Below are 19477 nucleotides of genomic sequence, written 5' to 3' on the forward strand. Positions count from 1 at the left end.
TTGTGTTAAAATATACTATCACATGTTGGCTAATGAACAAGTAAAGCTTGCAAGAAGGAAGGTTATCTATGGTTAGAGAGAAATCAACAACACATACAGGGGAAGAAAGAAGTAAGGTATCGCTCATTGTTGTCCTGATTGTATTGCTTTCAGGTGCCTTTGTTGCTATTTTGAATCAAACATTATTAGGTACTGCTCTCCCGCATATTATGAGGGACCTTGACTTAAATGCCAGTACAGCGCAATGGCTGCAATCCATTTTCATGCTCGTGAACGGGATTATGATACCAGTCACAGCTTTTTTAATTGCGAGCTTTACGACAAGAGGCTTATTTCTTTCAGCCATGGGCTCTTTTGCTATCGGTACAGCAATTTGTGCGGTTGCACCGAATTTCACCATTCTAATGATAGGTAGAATTTTACAAGCTGCTGGGGCTGGTATTATTATGCCGCTAATGCAGACGATTTTATTTCTTGTTTTCCCAATCAACAAGCGAGGAACAGCGATGGGAATGTTCGGTCTCGTGATCGCATTTGCTCCGGCAATTGGCCCAACTTTATCCGGTTGGATTGTCGAGCAATTTCCGTGGGAAAGTCTCTTTTACATGATTTTGCCGATCATTATTGTCGATATTATTATTGCTTATTTTATTTTGAAAAATGTTACTGAACAAACATATCCGAAGCTCGATGTTTTATCAATCATTCTATCTTCCTTTGGATTTGGCGGCTTGTTATACGGATTCAGTACTGCTGGAAGCAGTGGCTGGGTTAGTGAACAGGTATTTATTTCGATGAGCATCGGTGCCATTGCCCTTATTTGGTTTATACGAAGACAATTGAAACTAAAGGAGCCAATCCTTGAATTTAGGATATTTAAATATAAAATGTTTACCTTAACTACAGCATTAGGTATGGTAGTATTTATTGCAATGATTGGAGCTGCAGTTGTTTTACCACTTCTTATGCAAAATATGCTTGGCTTTACTGCATTTGAATCCGGGTTGGCCTTATTGCCGGGAGCAGCAATTATGGGACTCATGAACCCGGTTACCGGCAGATTATTTGATTTATATGGAGCAAAATGGCTTTCCATTATAGGTCTTTTGATTTTGGTTATTACGACATTTATGTTCGCTGATCTTTCTGAGCAGACAAGTTTCGCCTATATAGCGACATTAAATGCATTTCGAATGCTTTCCGTTGCTATGGTAATGATGCCTGTAACTACGGCTGGACTCAATCAGTTGCCGCCGGATTTAATTCCGCACGGCACTGCAATGAATAATACGATGCGTCAAGTAGCAGGTGCAGTTGGAACAGCCTTGCTTGTAACTGTCATGACGACAGGTGCCATTCCGGACAAAGGGGTTGAAGGAATGATACATGGTGTAAACGTGTCCTTTATTGTTGCTGGCATCATCTCCCTTGTTGGTCTTGGTATATCATTCTTCATTAAAAATCCAGAACAATCTAATGTGATGCGTATAGATAATGGATAAGACGAATGAAAAAGCTGTTAACTTTTACCTGTTAACAGCTTTTTTTAAAAGAATTCAAGCTAAGAAAGAAATGATAAAGAGGAAGGAAATTCTTGTGATATTAATTCTGTTAAATATGGAGAATGAAAGAAGGTGTTATCATGAATAAAGAACCGGAAATGCTGCAGTTGGAACTGGAAGGCATTATGCATGCTTCGAATGATAATATTGTCATGACGGATGGAGAGGGAAAAGTCATTAGGGTTAGTTCCAATTGCACTAGTATATACGGAAAAGAAGAAGATGAATTAGTTGGAAAAACGGTTTTCGAACTGGAAAAAGATCGCACTTTTTCTCCGTCTGTAACAGCGGTCGTTTTAAATGAGAAAAAAGAAGTGCAGGTTATGCAGCGCACACCTACTGGGAAAGTTGTTATGGCTACTGGTATACCACTGTTTAACAAGAAACGGGATATCGTTCGTATCATCAGCTTTTCCCATGATTTAACAGAAATTCAACTTTTAAAAGAAGACTATGAAGAACTCAGGGCAAAAATGATACGCTATGAATCTGAAATAGAAGAATTAAGGGAACAGGAAAAAAGAACAAATGTCATCATTAAAAGTAAAACGATGATTCAGATCCGTGAACTGGTGGAACGCGTTGCTAAATCAGATGCAAACGTTGTCTTGCTTGGGGAATCAGGCGTCGGGAAAAATGTATTTGCCAAGGCGCTTCATGAGGAAAGTGAACGTAATCAGAAAAAAGTGATTGAGGTCAATTGTGGCGCAATACCCGAACCACTTTTTGAATCGGAATTATTTGGCTATGAGCCGGGTTCCTTTACTGGTGCAAGCAAAAGCGGGAAAAAAGGGATGATTGAACTTGCTGATCAAGGGACATTGTTTTTAGATGAAATAGCTGAACTTCCTTTATCCATTCAAGTGAAACTATTAAAAGTGTTGCAGGAAAAAAAAGTAACCCCAATCGGTGGATCAGAAGCAAAACAAGTTGATTTTCGACTTATTACTGCAACAAATCAAGATTTAGAAGTATTGGTGAAACAGGGGAAATTCAGAGAGGATTTATTCTATCGATTGAATGTTATCCCGATTACCATTCCTCCACTGCGGGAAAGAAAAGATGATATTTACAAACTTGCTCAGCATTATTTAACGATTTTTAATGAAAAATATCATACAAATAAATTTTTTCATTCGAAAGCAATGAATGCTATGCAACAATATGATTGGCCGGGAAATGTCCGCGAATTGGAAAATTTAATTGAGCGTTTAGTAGTGACAACCGATACAAATATGATCTTTGCATCTAATCTCCCGTTTGTGAATCAAATGGATGCATCGGAATTGCCAAAACAAGAATGGCAGCTTGAATCATTTGAAGAACAGGGTTTGACATTACAAGAAGTTTTAGAGGCAGTCGAAAGAAATTGGTTAATACGTGCTTCGAAGCAATATAAAACAACGTATGAAATGGCTGAATATCTTGGTTTAAGCCAGTCAACCGTTGTACGCCGCTTAAAAAAATACAATATTAATTCAAAATGAATCATTAATTCATAATTGAATTGAAAAGAACTAAATCATTCAATTGTGAATTAATTTTTATTTAAAAACATAATCACAACATTGAAATAAAGTTGGCATGAAAGTTGCATGAATATCCATGAACAAGTTTTAGAGGAGGATATTTATGTACCAACCAAAAGATTCATCAAAATCACCGCGTTTTACAGGGCCGCGCACATTTATGAGGCTTGAAAATATTGCAACAACAAATGATGTAGACTTTGTTGTAATGGGAGTACCGTTTGATACGGCTGCATCCAATCGAACAGGACAACGATATGGTCCGCAACATATAAGAGATTTCTCTGTATTGCTTCGTCCATATAATCCAGATCAGGAAATAAATATTTTCGATTATTGCTCAGGTGTGGATTATGGTGATGTGGATGTTATACCAGGAAATATTCACAGAACCTATGATCATATCGTACGTGCACTTGAACCAGTACTCGATAAGGAGATTATCCCAGTTATGATGGGAGGAGACCATTCCATTACACTCGGACATTTGCGTGCATTTGCAAAGAAGTTCGGGAAGATTGCACTTGTCCATTTTGATTCTCATGGAGATACATGGGAAGACTATTTTGGCGAAAAATATATGCACGGCACTCCGTTTCGCCGAGCTGTTGAAGAAGGATTGATTGATACGAATCATTCGATTCAAGTCGGAATGCGTGGACCATTATATGGACCGGAGGATATTGAAGACGCAAGAGATTTAGGTTTTGAAGTGATTCCAATGAAGGAAGTCAGAAAAATTGGCTTTGATAAAGTAATGGAGAGAATTCATGCACGTGTGAAAGATAAACCTGTCTTTGTTACGTATGATATTGACTTTCTTGATCCAGCCTATGCTCCGGGCACAGGTACACCAGAAGTAGGTGGTCCAACAAGTTATGAGGGCCTTGAATATGTCAGAGGACTTGATGGACTTGATATTAAAGGATTTGACCTGGTTGAAGTGTTACCAACTTATGATAGCGGCGAAATTACTGCCGTAGCAGCGTCATCCGTAATTTTTGAAATGATTAGTCTCATTGCAATGAAAAAAAGAGCGGAGCAGGAGAGGAAATAGACAATAGAAATGATGAGGTGAGGAACTTCAGAAATGCTGAAGTTCCTTTTCACAAAAGAAAGCGATATCAAAGGAAAGGTGGGTAATATATGACTTCCCTCGACATGATGATTATCATTATTTATTTTGCTGTACTAGTCATAGTCGGTATTATTGGAACGATAAAAGCAAAAACATCGGAGGTTTACATCCTAGCAGGTCGCAATCTTGGTGTCTTTATGTTGTTTGGTTGTTTAACAGCCGTTTTTTTAGGCGGTTCATCGACGATTGGTTCAGCTCAGCTTGGATATGAAACGGGATTTTCTGGTGTTTGGTTTGTATTTTCGATGGGTCTTGGAATAACTCTATTTGGGCTGTTACTATTAAAGCGTGTAACCGGTTATAGACTGATGACGATTAGTGAGTTACTTGGTAAACTCTTTAATGTTGAGTCAAAGTTAATCGGGGCTGTAGTTGCTGCGATTTATGCATTAATGGTAAGTGTTACACAAGTAATCGCCATCGGTGCATTATTAAGTGCTATTTTTGATTGGAATTTAATTTTTGCCATGTTAATTGGCGGAGGGATCGTTTTTTTCTATACCATTTTAGGTGGCATGTGGTCTGTTTCCATGACAGACATTATTCAATTTGTCATCATGACAGCTGGAATTTTTTTGATCATGCTTCCGATCAGCTTATCAAAAGCAGGTGGATTTAGTGAATTGACTGCACAACTCCCCAGCTCATATTTTAGCTTTTCCGCTATTGGCTTCAGGGAAATTATGCAATACCTCTTGACATTTACGCTTGGAATGATGGTCGGACAGGATATTTGGCAGCGTTATTTTACTGCTAAAAATTTAAAAACTGCACGAACAGGTGGCGTGCTTGTCGGAATCTATAGTTTCCTGTACTCTATGGCGATGGTTATCATCGGTATGTGTGCCCTGATCATTCTGCCCAATATTGAAAACACACAAAATGTATTTACAAGTATGGCGTTTGAAACATTACCAACAGGTCTTCTTGGTGTTGTATTTGCAGCCGTAGCAGCGGCTATCATGTCTACAGCTTCAGGAACGTTGCTCGCATCATCTACTTTGATTGCTAAGGATATTTTAAAAGACCATTATTTTAAAAATATTACAGACAAACAATTCCTGCTTCTTTCGCGAATTACCACCTTTGTTATTGGTATCATAGCAATTGTTATCGCTCTGTGGATTCAAGAACTTCTAGTTGCTATTGACGTGGCTTATGCTTTATTAGCAGGATCTGTGTTTATCCCCATTGTGTTCGGTTTATTTTGGAAAAGAGCCACTTCAAAAGCAGCTTTCTATGCGATGATCATTAGTGCGGTTGTTATACTGGGCGGGCTAGCAATGGAAGGTCTTTCTTCCAGTAATCCAATTTTATATGGAATTGTCACAAACATTATCGTTATGGTCGCAGTGTCTTTAACCGACAGCCAAAATAAAGATAAAGTGACGGATGCAAAAGAAGCAAACGGTTAAGTTGAAGGATCCATCCTAAGTGCATCTTAGGGTGAATCCTTTTTTATATATAGACAAATCACGCGTTCAATTGTATATTAATTACAGTTAAATGAAATACAGAGATTGTTTATTAGTGCTTAAAGATATACATATTACCGGAGGTGGATGGATCATGCTTATGGTAACAACCAATGAAATACCCGGCAGAGAGATAACCCTTGTAAAAGGATTGGTTCAAGGCAGTACGGTACAGTCCAAACATGTTGGACGGGATATTGGTGCAGGCTTAAAAACACTTGTCGGTGGGGAAATTCAAGGGTACTCTGATTTGATGAAAGAGGCAAGGGACATTGCAGTGAATCGACTGATCAAGGAAGCAGAGGAACTTGATGCAAACGCAATTGTCGGTATGCGTTTTCAAACGTCGCAAGTAATGAATTCCGCTGCGGAGGTTATCGCCTATGGTACAGCGGTAGTCGTGGATTAGAAATTTTTTAGGAGCTGTTAGCTTTCATGTTGTTACTCGGCATGAGAGTTAACAGCTTTTTTGGCTGAAAAACTGTATTTGTTTAGCGTCTAAATGTGTTATTATCGACAGGAATATACTTTCACCCTAAGGTAAGGGTGCGATTAACACGCGTAAGCAGATGTTTGAAGCATAGAAACCAAAGCTGAGATTTTTATTGCGTTATACGGCTAATTGCAGAATTGAGGATTGTCGCATGATTCCATATTTATTATTAATCGTTTTCTTTTCAAATTTGATTATTGGAATATTTCTAGGGATTTCCGGGATTTCAGGATTTCTCCTCCCGATGATTTACGTAGGTTTTTTGGATATGCCAGTGAAAGACTCACTCGCACTTAGTTTTTTGGCGTTTGCTGTTTCAGGTGTCATTGCAGCTCTTTCCTATTTAAAATCGAAAAATATGGACCTTCGTCTTGCTCTCTATTTAAGCATCGGAAGTATACCTGGCGCTTTTCTCGGAGTACAAATAAACGTATTGATTTCTGACACCCTGGCTAAATTGTTCCTTTATTTATTTGTATTAGTTGCGGGTTTATCTTTGTTTAAGCAAAATAAAGAACGTATCGACATAGATAGCAGATCGATGAAAATCTTAAATAGCAATGCGGTGCTTATGATTATTGGACTCTTAACCGCATCGATCAGCTCCCTGACAGGGGCAGGAGGACCAATTTTGTTAGTGCCGCTCCTTGCAAGCTTAGGGATAAATATTCGTATAGCTGTAGGTGTTAGTCTGCTAAATTCGGTTATTATCGCAATTCCGGCTATCTTTGGCTATTTTGCTTATGCAACTATGGATAATATATGGACTCTCATTGCTAGCAGTCTAATAGGTATCACGGCAGGGATTCTTACTGGTGCTTATTATGCAACCAAAGTTCCTACCCAGTACCTTCGCCTTTTTATTGGAATTATCACGATTATTACGGCTGTTTATATGCTTATTTCTTTATTTATTACATGATGAAGAATACATTTTCTAAACGGACAACAGGGAGACAAAAAATAATCAACCGGAAAGCCGAGCGTTTCAACCGGAGAGACAAAATATCAACCGAAGGAGTTCCGGTATCAACCGGAGCGCGGACATATCGACCAAAGGGTCCACAGTATCAACCGGAGCGTAGATATATCGACCGAAGGGTCCACAGTATCAACCGGAGCAACTCGCGTATCAACCAGCAAGAAAAATATCGGCGTTGATCCTCTTAATGTCAACCGATCACAGATACAAAAGCACTTCCTATTACGAGAAAATGCTTATTCTTTGTCCATGCCTGACTCTTTTACACCCTGTACAACGCTGCTGTATAAAACAGGGATAATTGCTCAACAATGGGTTCGAGCTCAAGCCCCTTATTCTCTACAAATTTCCACATAAACATTTCATTCATGTAATACCAGCTTTGCGCAGTGATTCTCGGATCAAATTTACTACTGACCAGCTTTTTTTGCTGGGAATAGTTGATATCTGAAGTAATACTTTCGATGAATTCATTACGGATCTCAAGCCATCTTGATTCGATAATCTCACTTGAACCAATCGCTTCTTTCACAACTTGCATGGTTGCTCGTTCTTCAATTGCTACAGTCATGTATGCTCTCACTTGATCTCTTATTTGCTGACAGGCTTCGTCGATCGAAGTAGGCTGAAATACTTGCTTGGCTACTTTAAAAAATTGTCCCATTACTTCTTCCATTACGGTATTAAACATATCATCCTTATTTTTAAAATAAACATAGGCAGTTCCGTATCCGACTCCTGCATCTTTAATAATTTGGGAAATCGTTGTTTTATCAAAACCGTTTTGCAAAAAAATATGATGGGCAGATTGAATTAATTTTCTTTTTGTTTCTAGTGCCTGTTTATCACGATTCGTTAATTTTTCCCCCATTTTACTAACCTCCGATCTTATTGATACAATGTCATTGACATTATGTCATGAATTAAATATAATATGACTATACTATAAATTATACGATTAATTCAAGTTATCTGAAAATATAGAAATACAAGGAGTGGTATCATTGACAGAAAAATTTACGAGAGAATATGCGCGCAGCTTGGATGCGAAAGATGAATTACGTAAATATCGAGATGAATTTTATCTCAATAATGATGGCGTTTACATGGATGGAAATTCCTTAGGCCTCATGAGTAAAAGAGCAGAACAATCTGCTTTTGATTTATTAAACTCATGGAAGAAATACGGGATAGATGGATGGACAGAAGGGGAGCATCCTTGGTATTTCCTATCCGAGTCCCTTGGGGAAAAGATGTCCGAACTTGTTGGAGCGAAAAAAGATGAAGTGATTGTTACAGGCTCTACAACTGTAAATTTGCACCATCTTGTTTCTACATTTTATCAACCAGAAGGAAAACGGACCAAAATACTTGCTGACTCCTTAACATTTCCGACTGATATTTATGCATTAAAAGCGCAATTAAAATTAAAAGGGTATGATGACTCCCATCTCGTGCAGGTACAAAGTGAAGATGGACAGTTTTTAAAAGAAGAGGATATTATCGAAGCAATGACGGATGAGATTGCATTAATCGTCCTTCCAAGTGTCCTCTATCGAAGCGGTCAGATTTTAGATATGAAGCGTCTTACAGAAGCAGCACATGAGCGAAATATTAAAATTGGATTTGACCTTTGTCATTCTGTTGGCTCTATTCCGCATGAATTACATGAATGGGATGTTGACTTTGCTTTTTGGTGTACGTATAAGCATTTAAACGGAGGACCAGGTAGTGTTGCAGCCCTCTATTTAAATGAAAAATTTTTTGGTGTTTCACCAGGTCTTGCAGGGTGGTTCAGTTCAGACAAAGAAAAGCAATTTGATATGGATCATACATTAACCCCCGCTCAAACGGCCGGAGCTTTCCAAATTGGAACACCGCATGTATTAAGTGTAGCACCATTAATTGGCGCACTTGAACTATTTCATGAAGCGGGAATTGAAAATGTACGGAAGAAATCACTTCAGTTAACAGACTATATGATGGAATTGATTGAACATGAATTAAAAGATGATGGTATCGTCATTTGCAATCCAAAAAATCATGAACAGCGCGGTGGCCATGTATATGTAGAACATCCGGAGGCGGCACGTATTTGCAAGGCACTTAAAATGCAAAAAGTAATTCCTGATTTTAGAACTCCAAGCGGTATTCGTCTTGCGCCAGTAGCTTTATATAATTCATTTGAAGATGTGTATGATTGTGTGCAAATCTTAAAAACGATAATGGAAGAAAAGCGATATAATCAATTCGAAAATGAAAGGAATATTGTTTCCTAATGGCAGAATGGATTGATATTTCTCAACCGTTGAATAATCAATTAGCACACTGGCCTGGTGATCAATCTTTTCATTATCATACACCGTTGACAAAGGATATGACAGGGTCTGTAAATATAGGAAGAATCACGACTAGTACACATGTTGGTACACATGTGGACGCTCCCTTCCATTTTTTAGAAAATGGAAAGCGCATTCTAGATTTAGAAATTGACCGCTATATTGGTCCATGCACATTGATCGATCTCAGTGCCTTTGATGAAATCAACCAACGTGCTTTGGAATCTAAAAATATAGATGCAGCTGAACGGTTGTTAATTCGCACGTCTTTACCGAATCGTCCAGAAAGATTTCCAAAAGACGTATCACCCATCACACCAGATGGTGCTGCGTATATGAAATCCTTAGGTGTGCAGCTTGTCGGTGTAGACACACCATCAATGGATCCAATTACAAGTAAAGAACTCGCAGGCCATCATGCGCTTTATCAGCATGACATTTACATTCTTGAGAATGTGATGCTGGATCATGTGGCAGAAGGTGATTATGAACTTATTGCACTTCCATTGCCGCTTGAAGAAGCGGATGGGAGTCTTGTCAGGGCAGTAATTAAACCGATAAAGGGGAGTTAAAAATGGAGCATATTAATAAACATCAAGCTTTTAAAGATGAAAAAAGTATTCATACGGATTTTAAAGAAAAAATGACATATAGTGATTATTTAGGGCTGGATACATTACTTTCCAGCCAGCACCCGTTAAGCGATCATCATGATGAAATGTTATTTATTACAATTCATCATGTCAGTGAAATTTGGATGAAATTGATTTTACATGAAATAAACTCTGCTATTTCAGATATCCAGTCAGACAATTTATCAACATCTTTTAAAAAACTCGCCCGCGTATCACAAATACAAGAACAGCTTAAAAATGTCTGGAATGTCCTTGCAACGTTAACACCAAGTGAATATATCGAATTTCGTGATAAGCTTGGGAATGCATCTGGGTTTCAATCTTATCAAAACCGCTTAATTGAGTTTGCATTAGGCTATAAAACAGAATATGTCCTGAAAATATATGAAAAAAATCCTGAACTTCATCAAATGCTCAAGGAGGCACATAAAGCACCAAGTCTTTATGACGTATCGATTCAAGCGCTTGCAAGAGCCGGTCTTCCTATTGATGAGGAAGTATTAAATCGTGATGTAAGTATCGCGCACAAGCCGAACGAAAGTGTTAAGAAAGCATGGATGACGGTTTATAAAAATGTGGATCAATACTGGGAGTTATATGAGCTTGCTGAGGAACTTGTTGATATTGAAGATTTATTTCAGCAATGGCGCTTTAGACATATGAAGACAGTAGAACGTATTATCGGATTTAAAATTGGTACAGGAGGATCAGGTGGAGTAAGTTATTTGAAAAAAGTGCTCGACCAATACTTTTTCCCTGAACTATGGGAATTAAGAACGGAACTTTAAATCTGTTACAAAAAGGGGAGAAAACAGATGAAAGATTCAAGAGAGCAATGGTCATCAAAGATTGGATTTATCCTATCGTCTGCCGGGGCCGCCATTGGCCTTGGCGCGATATGGAAGTTTCCATATGTAACAGGAATGAATGGTGGGGGAGCATTCTTTCTTATTTTTGTACTATTCACTATCTTTATCGGATTGCCGATGCTTATCTCGGAATTTATTATCGGAAGGGCAGCAAAAAAAGAAGCAGTTTCGGCCTATGATCATTTAGCGCCAGACTCGGCCTGGAGAATCATCGGACGTCTAGGTGTTGCTGGTTGTTTTCTATTATTATCTTTTTATAGTGTTGTTGGTGGATGGATTATCATCTACTCTGGGCTAAGTCTTACAGGAAACATAATTACGGATCACGCTGATTATGGACAGCTTTTTGATACGGTGATTGGTACGCCATGGGTAGCGATGACTGGTGTCGTCATATTTCTATTGATCAATGTGATTGTACTAAGCTTTGGAATCAAAAATGGGATCGAAAAGGCAAGTAAATATTTAATGCCCTTATTATTTATTTTCTTTCTTATTTTAGTTATCCGCTCGCTTACATTGGATGGGGCGATGGAGGGTGTTCAATTTTTTCTTAATTTGGACTTTTCCAATATAACCGGTGAAGGAGTATTATACGCTCTTGGTCAATCATTCTTTGCGCTAGCAGTCGGTTTTTCCTGTATGGTAACGTATAGTTCCTATCTCAGTAAAAACGAAAGCATCCCATCATCTGCATCGAGTGTTGTAACATTGAATATCATTGTTTCCTTACTTGCTGGACTGGCAATTTTTCCGGTTGTATTTGCTTTTGGACTTGAACCAACAGAAGGTCCGGGATTATTATTCGTTGTACTACCGACGGTATTCAGTCAAATGGGATTAGGCCCTGTCTTTTTAAGCTTATTTTTACTATTGTTCCTATTTGCCACATTAACTTCATCCTTTAGCCAGTTGGAAATTATTATTTCCGCATTTACAGCGAATAAAAAATATTCACGCAAAAAGGTCGCTGTCATTTCAGGAATCATTGTCTTTTTGGCAAGTATTCCAGCAACGCTTTCATTTGGCGTGCTTGCTGACGTCTCCATTTTTGGAAAATCTGTTTTTGATGCAACTGATTTTCTTGTTAGTAATATCCTGCTTCCACTTGGTTGTTTGCTCATCGCGATATTTATATCGTTTCGAATGGACAAGGCGATTGTTGCGAGCGAATTTCAATCAGGAAGCAACATAAATATGGGATGGTTTAAAGCTTGGCGCTTTCTAATGCGCTGGATCATTCCGATTACAATCATTATTGTGTTTATGTCTTCTTTAGGTATATTTTAAATCATACTCCACGAATCTCATCAAAAAATGGGGTTCGTTTTTTTGGTGCGGAAATGTTGATTCGTCCGTTCTTCCCCAGCAGGATAAGTTCATTCATGGAAATAAAACCAAGACTTTGTTACAATTGTTTGAATAATAAAATTAATTTGCATGGAGGTGTGCACTGTGGATGAGAAGCTGGAATCACTGCTAAAGCAAAAGGGATATTTTCAGACGAAAGACGAATTCAAACGTATTACCTATATATTGGAAATATTTGCTTCCCTATATCCATTTGAAAACTTGGATGTATTATTAGAAAAAGAAAATCCGATCACACCTTCCTATATAACGGAAAAAATGCTGAGACGCGGGCGCGGCGGGGTATGTTATGAGTTAAATGCACTACTGTATATGGTTCTCAAGGAGCTTGGATTTAATGTTTATCTCGCATCTGCAACCGTTGAATCACCAAAAACTGGCTGGATTATCGACCGGACGCACGCGATTAATATTTATGAAAAACAAGGAAAAATGTACGTGATTGATTCCGGATCAGGGAACAATTTATCCATGGCACCCCTTGAATTGGACGGTCCTGTTGTCACGTCCCCAGCAGGAAAATTCCGCCTGCGGACAAAAACGACCGAAAGAGGAACGATTGTTTCCGAGAAAATGGGTGAAAAGGATTGGCTGCTGCGATACGCCTTTGTTCCAACACCTGTAGGATGGGAGGATTTTAACCGAATTAAGAAAATGATTCATCATCATGGCGAATCACCATTTAATAAATCATTATTAATCGCACAAACACTGCCTGACGGAACAATTTCTGTCAATGATGAGCGACTGCTGCGCAAATGGTCGGATGGCACGGTGAAGAAAGTGCCATTTACGTCTGAAGAAGAAAAATTGAACACCATTAAAAAGCATTTTCACCCGTCCGTTTATGAGGATGCTGTTAAATATGTGGAGCAAAAGAAACAGCAAAAGCCTATCTAAAATCACTAGATGGGCGTAAAACTTTGTTTGAAATAATAGGGACCCGCGCAATAAATGGGGAAGATCGCGTGAAAATGTTCCGGAATCGTGCGTTGGGCGAGCACACTAAGAATCGCTTCACATAAGGCGGACACAATCATCATTCGTAATCTCAAACTGGATGCTGTCATTATGATAAGTGATCTCTTACATCCTGTTAATAATAAATGGTTAACGTTATGTGTATCAATCAACCTGAAGTGGCAGCGTGCAATAGATACTAAATTTTGTATAATAGAATCATATAATGAAAGATTGACCAAATAGGCAGAGACAGGATGTGGAATAGATGATTAAATGTATCGCAATTGATATGGATGGTACATTGCTAAACAACAAAATGGAAATCAGCCCCCTCAACCAACAAGCTATGAAAGCAGCACAAACACAAGGAATCGAAGTTGTGATTGCAACAGGACGTGCGTATAGAGAAGCAGCAGATATGCTGAAAGAAGCAGACCTTTCGTGCCCCATCATCAGTATGAATGGAACCGAAGTGCGAAGAGCTGATGGCGAGTTGATTGCCGGTTTATCCCTTGATAAAAAAATTGCATCGAATATCATAGATATCCTGGATGATGAACATATTTATACGGAAGTACATACCAATCAGGGGGGATTTACCATCGATCCCAAGAAACGCATCCGTGTCATTATTGACGTTTATCAGCAGATGAACGTAGAAGCTAAAGAAAGTGAGATACGGGCGATGGCGAATGAACGATTGAAAAAAGGCTATACAACGATTGTCGATAACTTTCATGCACTTTTTCAACGCGAAGAAATACAATTGTTTAAGATGATATCGTTCTCGAAAGATAGGCAAAAACTAAAATCGATTCAAAAGAAACTTCATTCGACCAAAGAGATTATCGTAACTTCATCTGGAAAATTTAATATGGAAATTACCGACCGAAATGGACAAAAAGGAATTGCTCTAAAGAAATTTACTGACGTATTAGGGATTGACTTAAACGAAACGATGGCAATCGGGGATAATTATAATGATCAGTCAATGCTGGAAATTGTTGGAAGGTCGGTAGCGATGGAAAACGGCGAACAAGGTATAAAGAAAATTTGTACGCATACGACTTGTACAAATGAAGAGGACGGGGTGGCAAAAGCAATCGATGAAGTGCTTCAGGAACAAGGAGCGTTATAGTTATAAAATATAGGAAGAGGTATGTAATGCATGAAGAACATAATCTCTATTAGTATTCTATTAACGATTATTCTAGTGGATGCAGTATGAATGAAAAAACAAACAAGCAGCCAGATGCGAAGAAAGAGTGGATTGAATTTATGGATAAATTTAATGAACATGCGCTTGGCCATAATAATGAACATGATAATAGCGTTATGAATCTAAATGTTGATAAATCGGAAGAACCCATTACGCAACTTAAATAGGCAAGAACATTACTTCCGATCGTGGGTCGTTGAGGATTATGAAAAGTAGGAAGTAACATGTTGCTAGGCTCAAGGATAAAAAAACACCAGCACGGAGATCGCCCCAAAAGTTAGAGTAAAAGAATTTAACTTTTGGGGTGCAATCCATTAGTGCTGGTGTTTTTCTTTCATCATCTTTGTAAGTTTTTTATCGTCATGATTATTTTTTATAAACATGTAGAGAGAGGCACCGAAAATACTGATATATCCGATCACACTCCAGACATCTGGAACCTGGCCAAACAAGACAATACTGATCAAAGCTGAGTAAACAACTGTTGAATAGAAGAAGATGGATATTTCTTTCGCTGGTGCGTATTTGTACGCTACCGTAATTCCAAATTGCCCAACAGTTGCAAACACCCCAGCTGCAAGTAGATAAATCCACTGCTTTACAGTCATTGGTTCATAAAAAATGATAACAAATGGCAATAAAATCATCGTAGTGAAAAAAGAAAAATAAAAGACTACGGTATAAAATTGTTCCCTATTTCCAAGTACGCGCAGTACTGTATATGCCCCTGCAGCAAACACTGCTGAAAGGATTCCCATCAAATACGGTACAGTATCTACGTTAAATGCAGGCTTTATGATGAAAAGCGTTCCTGCAAACGCGATCATAATCGAAATCATCTGGAAACGTCTTACATGTTCTTTTAAGAAAATGGCTGCAAAAATGATTGTCAAAAATGGACTCATTTTATTGAGCATATCTGCATCAGACAAAACAAGATGATCAATGGCATAAAAATATAAAATGATTCCCAGCGCACCAAGGGAAGACCGTAGTAAAAGCGCTTTTTGATTTTCTCGTTTCCCAAACAATCGCTCTTTATAATGCTTCACAAAGCCGAATGCAATAATCATTGACACAGCATTGCGGAAGAGTGTTTTTTGCACGGTTGGCACATCGCCTGACAGCTTTACAAATGCCGCCATAAGCGCAAATCCCAGCGCTGATAATAATAACAAGATGATTCCTTTATTTTTGTCACTCATAAGCTCCTCCAATTAATCGTATGTTTCCTCACCTGTCTTATCTTAATACAAAAAAGATGCTTTTGGTAGTGAAGCGGGTTGAAGGAGGTTTGAAGGAAAAAAAGATTAGGGAAGTCTTTTACGAATCGAAAAATAAAATCAAGTGGTGCAGTTAATCTGTTATAATTTTAATAGTATGAAAGTTCATGTATATAGTATTTATATATAGTAGATGAATGGAAGATTACATTCTGCAAAGGGGGAAAACGATTGATTAAATTATTTCTTCATTTGGAAGGGCTTTTTGTACTACTAATCAGTGTATATTTTTATTCTGAGAATCAATTTAGTTGGCTTTTATTTATTTTGTTATTATTTAGTCCTGACTTATCAATGCTCGGTTACTTGGTCAATAATCGAACTGGCTCTATCTGTTATAACTTGTTTCATACATATATTTTAGCCATTATATTGATCATGGTCGCAGTAATATCATCATTGGAATGGATATTAGCATTAGGTTTAATCCTATCCGCTCATATCGGTTTGGATCGAACATTGGGTTACGGACTCAAATATCCGAGTGAATTTAAGGATACACATTTCAATCGGGTATAATAAACGGTTATTAATATGAAGAGGAATTCCATTATGAAGAAAAAACACAAAAGTTATGTAGAGCCTGTTTGCTATTAATGTTTATTTTACCAAATGTTGTCTCTGTTGGTTTGGGCATAGAACTTATTATTCATGCAGTAGCTATTGAAAGAAAGCCGAAGTAACACATTGGAACTATTACTTAGTCTTTCTTATACTTTCCTAAACCGTTCCCCACTAAATTTTTCGCTTTTTTATCAATGGCTCGAGCTTGCGAGTAGCCCGACCAATTGGAATACGCCGCCGGTAACTACATAAGAATGATAACGATACCTTCTTCTGAAAGTGTGATTAGATAAACGAAAATTATTACCAAGCCCATGTAGTACCCAGCTGTAGTTGTAACAGTAGGATTTTCCACCTAATCCGGTGCATCTTTTCTCTAACGATCAGATTCATTCTATTGTCTACTTATTTAGCATTATAACAATATTAAAAATATTCTTTTTATGATATGATGGACATGTTCTATTAAGCTATGAGGGAGGGATTGAATGAAGAAATTGTCTAAACTATTCATCACCATTTTGGTTGCGGTTGGACTAGTTATATTACCAACCACGCTGAAGGTGGAAGCATCACCACCGAGCAAACCAGCATCACAGGCATTTGATAATAAGATTGTTAAAAAAATTGACAAGGAAAAGATTTATAATCATGTTTATGAACTGTCTGTTGATATTGGTATCCGTGTGGCAGGTACAAAAGAAGAAAAAGAAGCGATCGATTATATTGTATCCCAATATCAATCGTATGGTCTGGATGTGGAAGTTCAACCATTTGAATTTCAAAGACGTGAAGATGGAGAGATTGTGACGAAAACTTCCCACAATGTGATCGCTACGAAAAAGGCACATAAAAATCATGACACAGGGGAAATCATCTACGTAGGGTCCCATCATGATTCGGTTCCTGGATCACCTGGTGCAAGTGATAATGCTTCGGGAATAGGGGTGAACATGGAAATAGCCCGAATTCTAAGCAAAATGCCGACAACATCTGAAATACGTTTTGTGACATTTGGTGCAGAAGAACTTGGCTTGCTTGGTTCGAAGCATTATGTTTCTACATTAACCGAAGATGAAAAGAATCGTTCAATGGGCATGTTTAATTTTGATATGGTCGGCAGTGAAAATGCAGGGGAAATGATCATGTTTACCGTAGATGGCGAGCGAAACATCATAACAAATACAGGAGCATCATCAAGCTTGCGTGTTAGTGATTCACTTACATATGGACAAGTTGGCAGAAGTGATCATCAGTCATTCCATGACGCGGGAATCCCAGCTGCGGTTTTTAGTTATGCACCATTAGAGCCGGAATATCATCAACCAACAGACACAATTGATAAAATCAGCAAAGAGAAAATGGAAGAGGTGGCAAAGGTCGTTTCAGCTAGTATCTATCAACTAGCAAGAAAACAAACGCCTGCTCTGGATCATTCAAATGTGGCACCTGAGCCAGTTGAGCCACCATATGAAGACCGTCCTTTATAAGAGAACAGAAGAAATCCGCGGAAGAATTGAGTTCCGCGGATTTCTTTTTGAAGAAAAGGACGTTATTTTCTATTTTCTATCTATGTGTTATGTTTATCCATTTCATAATAGCCGTATTTTTCACCGTAATATTTATTATAGCGCATTTTGAACTTTCCAAAAAGATATACAACGAGTACTTTCAAAATAGCATATCCAGGTATCCCAAGGATAACACCAACGATTCCAAATAAATTCCCAGCAACAAGTAAAACAATGATAATGGTAAGCGGATGAATTTGCATCGTGCGCCCCATAATATTTGGTGAAACAAAATGCCCCTCCAGAAATTGAACAGCTGCCCATACGATTGCAAGTTTCAGTAGCATAAATGGTGAATGAACGATTGCAATAATAATAGCAGGGGAAATGGCGATAATTGGCCCTAGGTAAGGAACAACACTGGTAACAGCAGCAATGGATGCAAGGATAATGGCATAATCCAAACCGATGATTAAATAGCCAATATATAAAAGGATGCCAATGCAAGAAGCAACAATGATTTGACCGCGAATATAAGAGCCTACTTGTACATCCATGTTATGGAGAATTTGGTTAACGTCCTTCCTGTTTTTGGGCGGAATTAACTGCAGGCAATATTCTTTAAATTTTGTTCCATCTTTTAATAGGAAGAAAAGAATAAATGGAAACGTGAAAATTGCAACAAAGAAATGGGTTACAGTGCTTGCAACATTTCGAATTCCTTCCATTGCACCACCGAGATTTTCACTTAACTTACTGGTCAGATCACTTAAGTTAGTAACAACCCATTCATATCCTTCATCGTAAAAAGGACCTAAAAAGGAATGACTAATCCATCCTCTGAATCCCTCACTCATTTGCTGAAGATAGTTCGGAAAATTACTGGTAAGATCCTTAATCTGAGATTGGATTGTCGGGGCAATCAGCAGGATGATACCTGTTAACAGACCAGCAATTCCTAAAATAATAATAATAATTCCCCAAATTCGCTTCACATGCAGACGCTCCAACAAATTGACAATCGGATTCATTAAATAATAAGCAATAAAAGCAAGGATGATGGGAGCAGCTACCGTTGAAATAATGACAATAAACGGATAGAAAATAAAGGAAATTTTATTATATATAAAAATCGCTATTCCTAGTAATATCACAACCATCAGGATAAAAATCAGGTCCCTGCTTCCTATAAATTTCATAAATCGGGTTAATGATTTCTTTTCCATATATATCACCTTTTAACAAGAGTGTTTCATTTTGCTTAATCATATTATAGATGAAGTGTCGGAGCATGTCACTTCTGAATTGTTTGAGTTGATTTAAAGGATGAACGTTTACTTGGATCGAAAGAGAAAAGTAGTAGGCAAATGGAAAACGATTGATAGCAACAAAACTTACTTTTAAATGACATAGATAGACAATCTTTTTCGGATGATATCGAATAAAGGTATAAAATATTACATTTTCTTTTCAAATAGGGGCTCTTTTTTTGAAGTTGTAACATTTTGTCATATTTTGTTACCGAAACGTATTATTATCATAAC

Annotated in this window: 18 protein-coding genes; 15 read left to right on the top strand and 3 right to left on the bottom strand. The window is 37.9% G+C overall.

The genetic code is table 11. The features are described from left to right. Window positions 1–68 precede the first annotated feature (68 nt). The 6 genes from J2Z81_RS10460 (at window position 69) to J2Z81_RS10485 (ending at window position 7119) form a co-directional block, all read left to right on the top strand. Window positions 69–1502, top strand: coding sequence for an MDR family MFS transporter (locus tag J2Z81_RS10460; RefSeq protein WP_029267809.1), 1434 nt, complete (start codon window positions 69–71; stop codon window positions 1500–1502). A gap of 140 nt (window positions 1503–1642) precedes the next feature. Next, the gene (locus J2Z81_RS10465; protein WP_029267811.1) at window positions 1643–3049 is read left to right on the top strand and encodes a sigma-54 interaction domain-containing protein; all 1407 of its coding nucleotides are present in this window, start codon (window positions 1643–1645) and stop codon (window positions 3047–3049) included. Between the two features lie 145 nt (window positions 3050–3194). Further along, entirely contained in the window at window positions 3195–4148 is a 954-nt protein-coding gene (gene speB, locus J2Z81_RS10470; RefSeq protein WP_029267813.1) for an agmatinase, read from the top strand. An 89-nt stretch (window positions 4149–4237) separates the two neighbouring features. Further along, window positions 4238–5644 (top strand): sodium:solute symporter, encoded by a 1407-nt coding sequence (locus tag J2Z81_RS10475; RefSeq protein WP_029267815.1) that lies wholly within the window; start codon window positions 4238–4240, stop codon window positions 5642–5644. Between the two features lie 154 nt (window positions 5645–5798). Next, window positions 5799–6113, top strand: a complete 315-nt coding sequence (locus tag J2Z81_RS10480) for a YbjQ family protein (RefSeq protein ID WP_029267817.1) — start codon at window positions 5799–5801, stop codon at window positions 6111–6113. Between the two features lie 235 nt (window positions 6114–6348). Continuing rightward, window positions 6349–7119, top strand: a complete 771-nt coding sequence (locus tag J2Z81_RS10485; protein ID WP_029267819.1) for a sulfite exporter TauE/SafE family protein — start codon at window positions 6349–6351, stop codon at window positions 7117–7119. A gap of 322 nt (window positions 7120–7441) precedes the next feature. On the opposite strand, the gene J2Z81_RS10490 is transcribed toward J2Z81_RS10485, so the two are convergent. After that, window positions 7442–8050, bottom strand: coding sequence for a TetR/AcrR family transcriptional regulator (locus J2Z81_RS10490; protein ID WP_226371304.1), 609 nt, complete (start codon window positions 8048–8050; stop codon window positions 7442–7444). Between the two features lie 133 nt (window positions 8051–8183). Between J2Z81_RS10490 and kynU the strand changes: the two genes are divergently transcribed. From kynU to J2Z81_RS10525, 7 genes are all read left to right on the top strand, one after another. After that, on the top strand, window positions 8184–9458 hold the full coding sequence (gene kynU, locus J2Z81_RS10495) for a kynureninase (RefSeq protein WP_029267823.1): 1275 nt from the start codon (window positions 8184–8186) through the stop codon (window positions 9456–9458). Continuing rightward, the gene (gene kynB, locus J2Z81_RS10500) at window positions 9458–10090 is read left to right on the top strand and encodes an arylformamidase (RefSeq protein WP_029267825.1); all 633 of its coding nucleotides are present in this window, start codon (window positions 9458–9460) and stop codon (window positions 10088–10090) included. Before kynU ends, kynB begins: the two co-directional genes overlap by 1 nt. A gap of 2 nt (window positions 10091–10092) precedes the next feature. Continuing rightward, a complete protein-coding gene (gene kynA / locus J2Z81_RS10505; protein ID WP_029267827.1) occupies window positions 10093–10941 on the top strand; it encodes a tryptophan 2,3-dioxygenase in 849 nt (282 codons plus the stop codon). Between the two features lie 27 nt (window positions 10942–10968). After that, window positions 10969–12312 (top strand): sodium-dependent transporter, encoded by a 1344-nt coding sequence (locus J2Z81_RS10510; RefSeq protein WP_226371305.1) that lies wholly within the window; start codon window positions 10969–10971, stop codon window positions 12310–12312. A 165-nt stretch (window positions 12313–12477) separates the two neighbouring features. Next, window positions 12478–13293, top strand: coding sequence for an arylamine N-acetyltransferase family protein (locus tag J2Z81_RS10515; RefSeq protein ID WP_226371306.1), 816 nt, complete (start codon window positions 12478–12480; stop codon window positions 13291–13293). A gap of 328 nt (window positions 13294–13621) precedes the next feature. Continuing rightward, on the top strand, window positions 13622–14494 hold the full coding sequence (locus tag J2Z81_RS10520) for a Cof-type HAD-IIB family hydrolase (RefSeq protein ID WP_226371307.1): 873 nt from the start codon (window positions 13622–13624) through the stop codon (window positions 14492–14494). An 86-nt stretch (window positions 14495–14580) separates the two neighbouring features. Further along, window positions 14581–14742: a hypothetical protein gene (locus J2Z81_RS10525; protein WP_226371308.1), complete on the top strand. Its 162-nt coding sequence runs from the start codon at window positions 14581–14583 to the stop codon at window positions 14740–14742. Window positions 14743–14889: 147 nt separating this feature from the next. Here the strand turns inward: J2Z81_RS10525 and J2Z81_RS10530 are convergent, their stop codons facing one another. Beyond that, window positions 14890–15780 carry a DMT family transporter gene (locus J2Z81_RS10530; protein ID WP_038221268.1) on the bottom strand — a complete coding sequence of 297 codons (891 nt, stop codon included), beginning with the start codon at window positions 15778–15780 and terminating at the stop codon, window positions 14890–14892. A 249-nt stretch (window positions 15781–16029) separates the two neighbouring features. Between J2Z81_RS10530 and J2Z81_RS10535 the strand changes: the two genes are divergently transcribed. Beyond that, window positions 16030–16377 (top strand): DUF4260 domain-containing protein, encoded by a 348-nt coding sequence (locus J2Z81_RS10535; protein ID WP_226371309.1) that lies wholly within the window; start codon window positions 16030–16032, stop codon window positions 16375–16377. A gap of 533 nt (window positions 16378–16910) precedes the next feature. Next, window positions 16911–17912: a M28 family peptidase gene (locus J2Z81_RS10540; RefSeq protein ID WP_029270539.1), complete on the top strand. Its 1002-nt coding sequence runs from the start codon at window positions 16911–16913 to the stop codon at window positions 17910–17912. A gap of 80 nt (window positions 17913–17992) precedes the next feature. Here the strand turns inward: J2Z81_RS10540 and J2Z81_RS10545 are convergent, their stop codons facing one another. Beyond that, window positions 17993–19159: an AI-2E family transporter gene (locus J2Z81_RS10545; RefSeq protein WP_226371310.1), complete on the bottom strand. Its 1167-nt coding sequence runs from the start codon at window positions 19157–19159 to the stop codon at window positions 17993–17995. Between the last annotated feature and the right edge of the window lie 318 nt (window positions 19160–19477).

Source organism: Virgibacillus alimentarius (assembly GCF_017874635.1).
Lineage (GTDB): Bacteria > Bacillota > Bacilli > Bacillales > Amphibacillaceae > Virgibacillus_B > Virgibacillus_B alimentarius.

Coding starts and splice junctions, on each gene's coding strand:
- J2Z81_RS10460 (WP_029267809.1), top strand. CDS start 69: ATGGTTAGAGAGAAATCAACAACACATACAGGGGAAGAAAGAAGTAAG.
- J2Z81_RS10465 (WP_029267811.1), top strand. CDS start 1,643: ATGAATAAAGAACCGGAAATGCTGCAGTTGGAACTGGAAGGCATTATG.
- speB (WP_029267813.1), top strand. CDS start 3,195: ATGTACCAACCAAAAGATTCATCAAAATCACCGCGTTTTACAGGGCCG.
- J2Z81_RS10475 (WP_029267815.1), top strand. CDS start 4,238: ATGACTTCCCTCGACATGATGATTATCATTATTTATTTTGCTGTACTA.
- J2Z81_RS10480 (WP_029267817.1), top strand. CDS start 5,799: ATGCTTATGGTAACAACCAATGAAATACCCGGCAGAGAGATAACCCTT.
- J2Z81_RS10485 (WP_029267819.1), top strand. CDS start 6,349: ATGATTCCATATTTATTATTAATCGTTTTCTTTTCAAATTTGATTATT.
- J2Z81_RS10490 (WP_226371304.1), bottom strand. CDS start 8,050: ATGGGGGAAAAATTAACGAATCGTGATAAACAGGCACTAGAAACAAAA.
- kynB (WP_029267825.1), top strand. CDS start 9,458: ATGGCAGAATGGATTGATATTTCTCAACCGTTGAATAATCAATTAGCA.
- kynA (WP_029267827.1), top strand. CDS start 10,093: ATGGAGCATATTAATAAACATCAAGCTTTTAAAGATGAAAAAAGTATT.
- J2Z81_RS10510 (WP_226371305.1), top strand. CDS start 10,969: ATGAAAGATTCAAGAGAGCAATGGTCATCAAAGATTGGATTTATCCTA.
- J2Z81_RS10520 (WP_226371307.1), top strand. CDS start 13,622: ATGATTAAATGTATCGCAATTGATATGGATGGTACATTGCTAAACAAC.
- J2Z81_RS10525 (WP_226371308.1), top strand. CDS start 14,581: ATGAATGAAAAAACAAACAAGCAGCCAGATGCGAAGAAAGAGTGGATT.
- J2Z81_RS10530 (WP_038221268.1), bottom strand. CDS start 15,780: ATGAGTGACAAAAATAAAGGAATCATCTTGTTATTATTATCAGCGCTG.
- J2Z81_RS10540 (WP_029270539.1), top strand. CDS start 16,911: ATGAAGAAATTGTCTAAACTATTCATCACCATTTTGGTTGCGGTTGGA.
- J2Z81_RS10545 (WP_226371310.1), bottom strand. CDS start 19,159: ATGGAAAAGAAATCATTAACCCGATTTATGAAATTTATAGGAAGCAGG.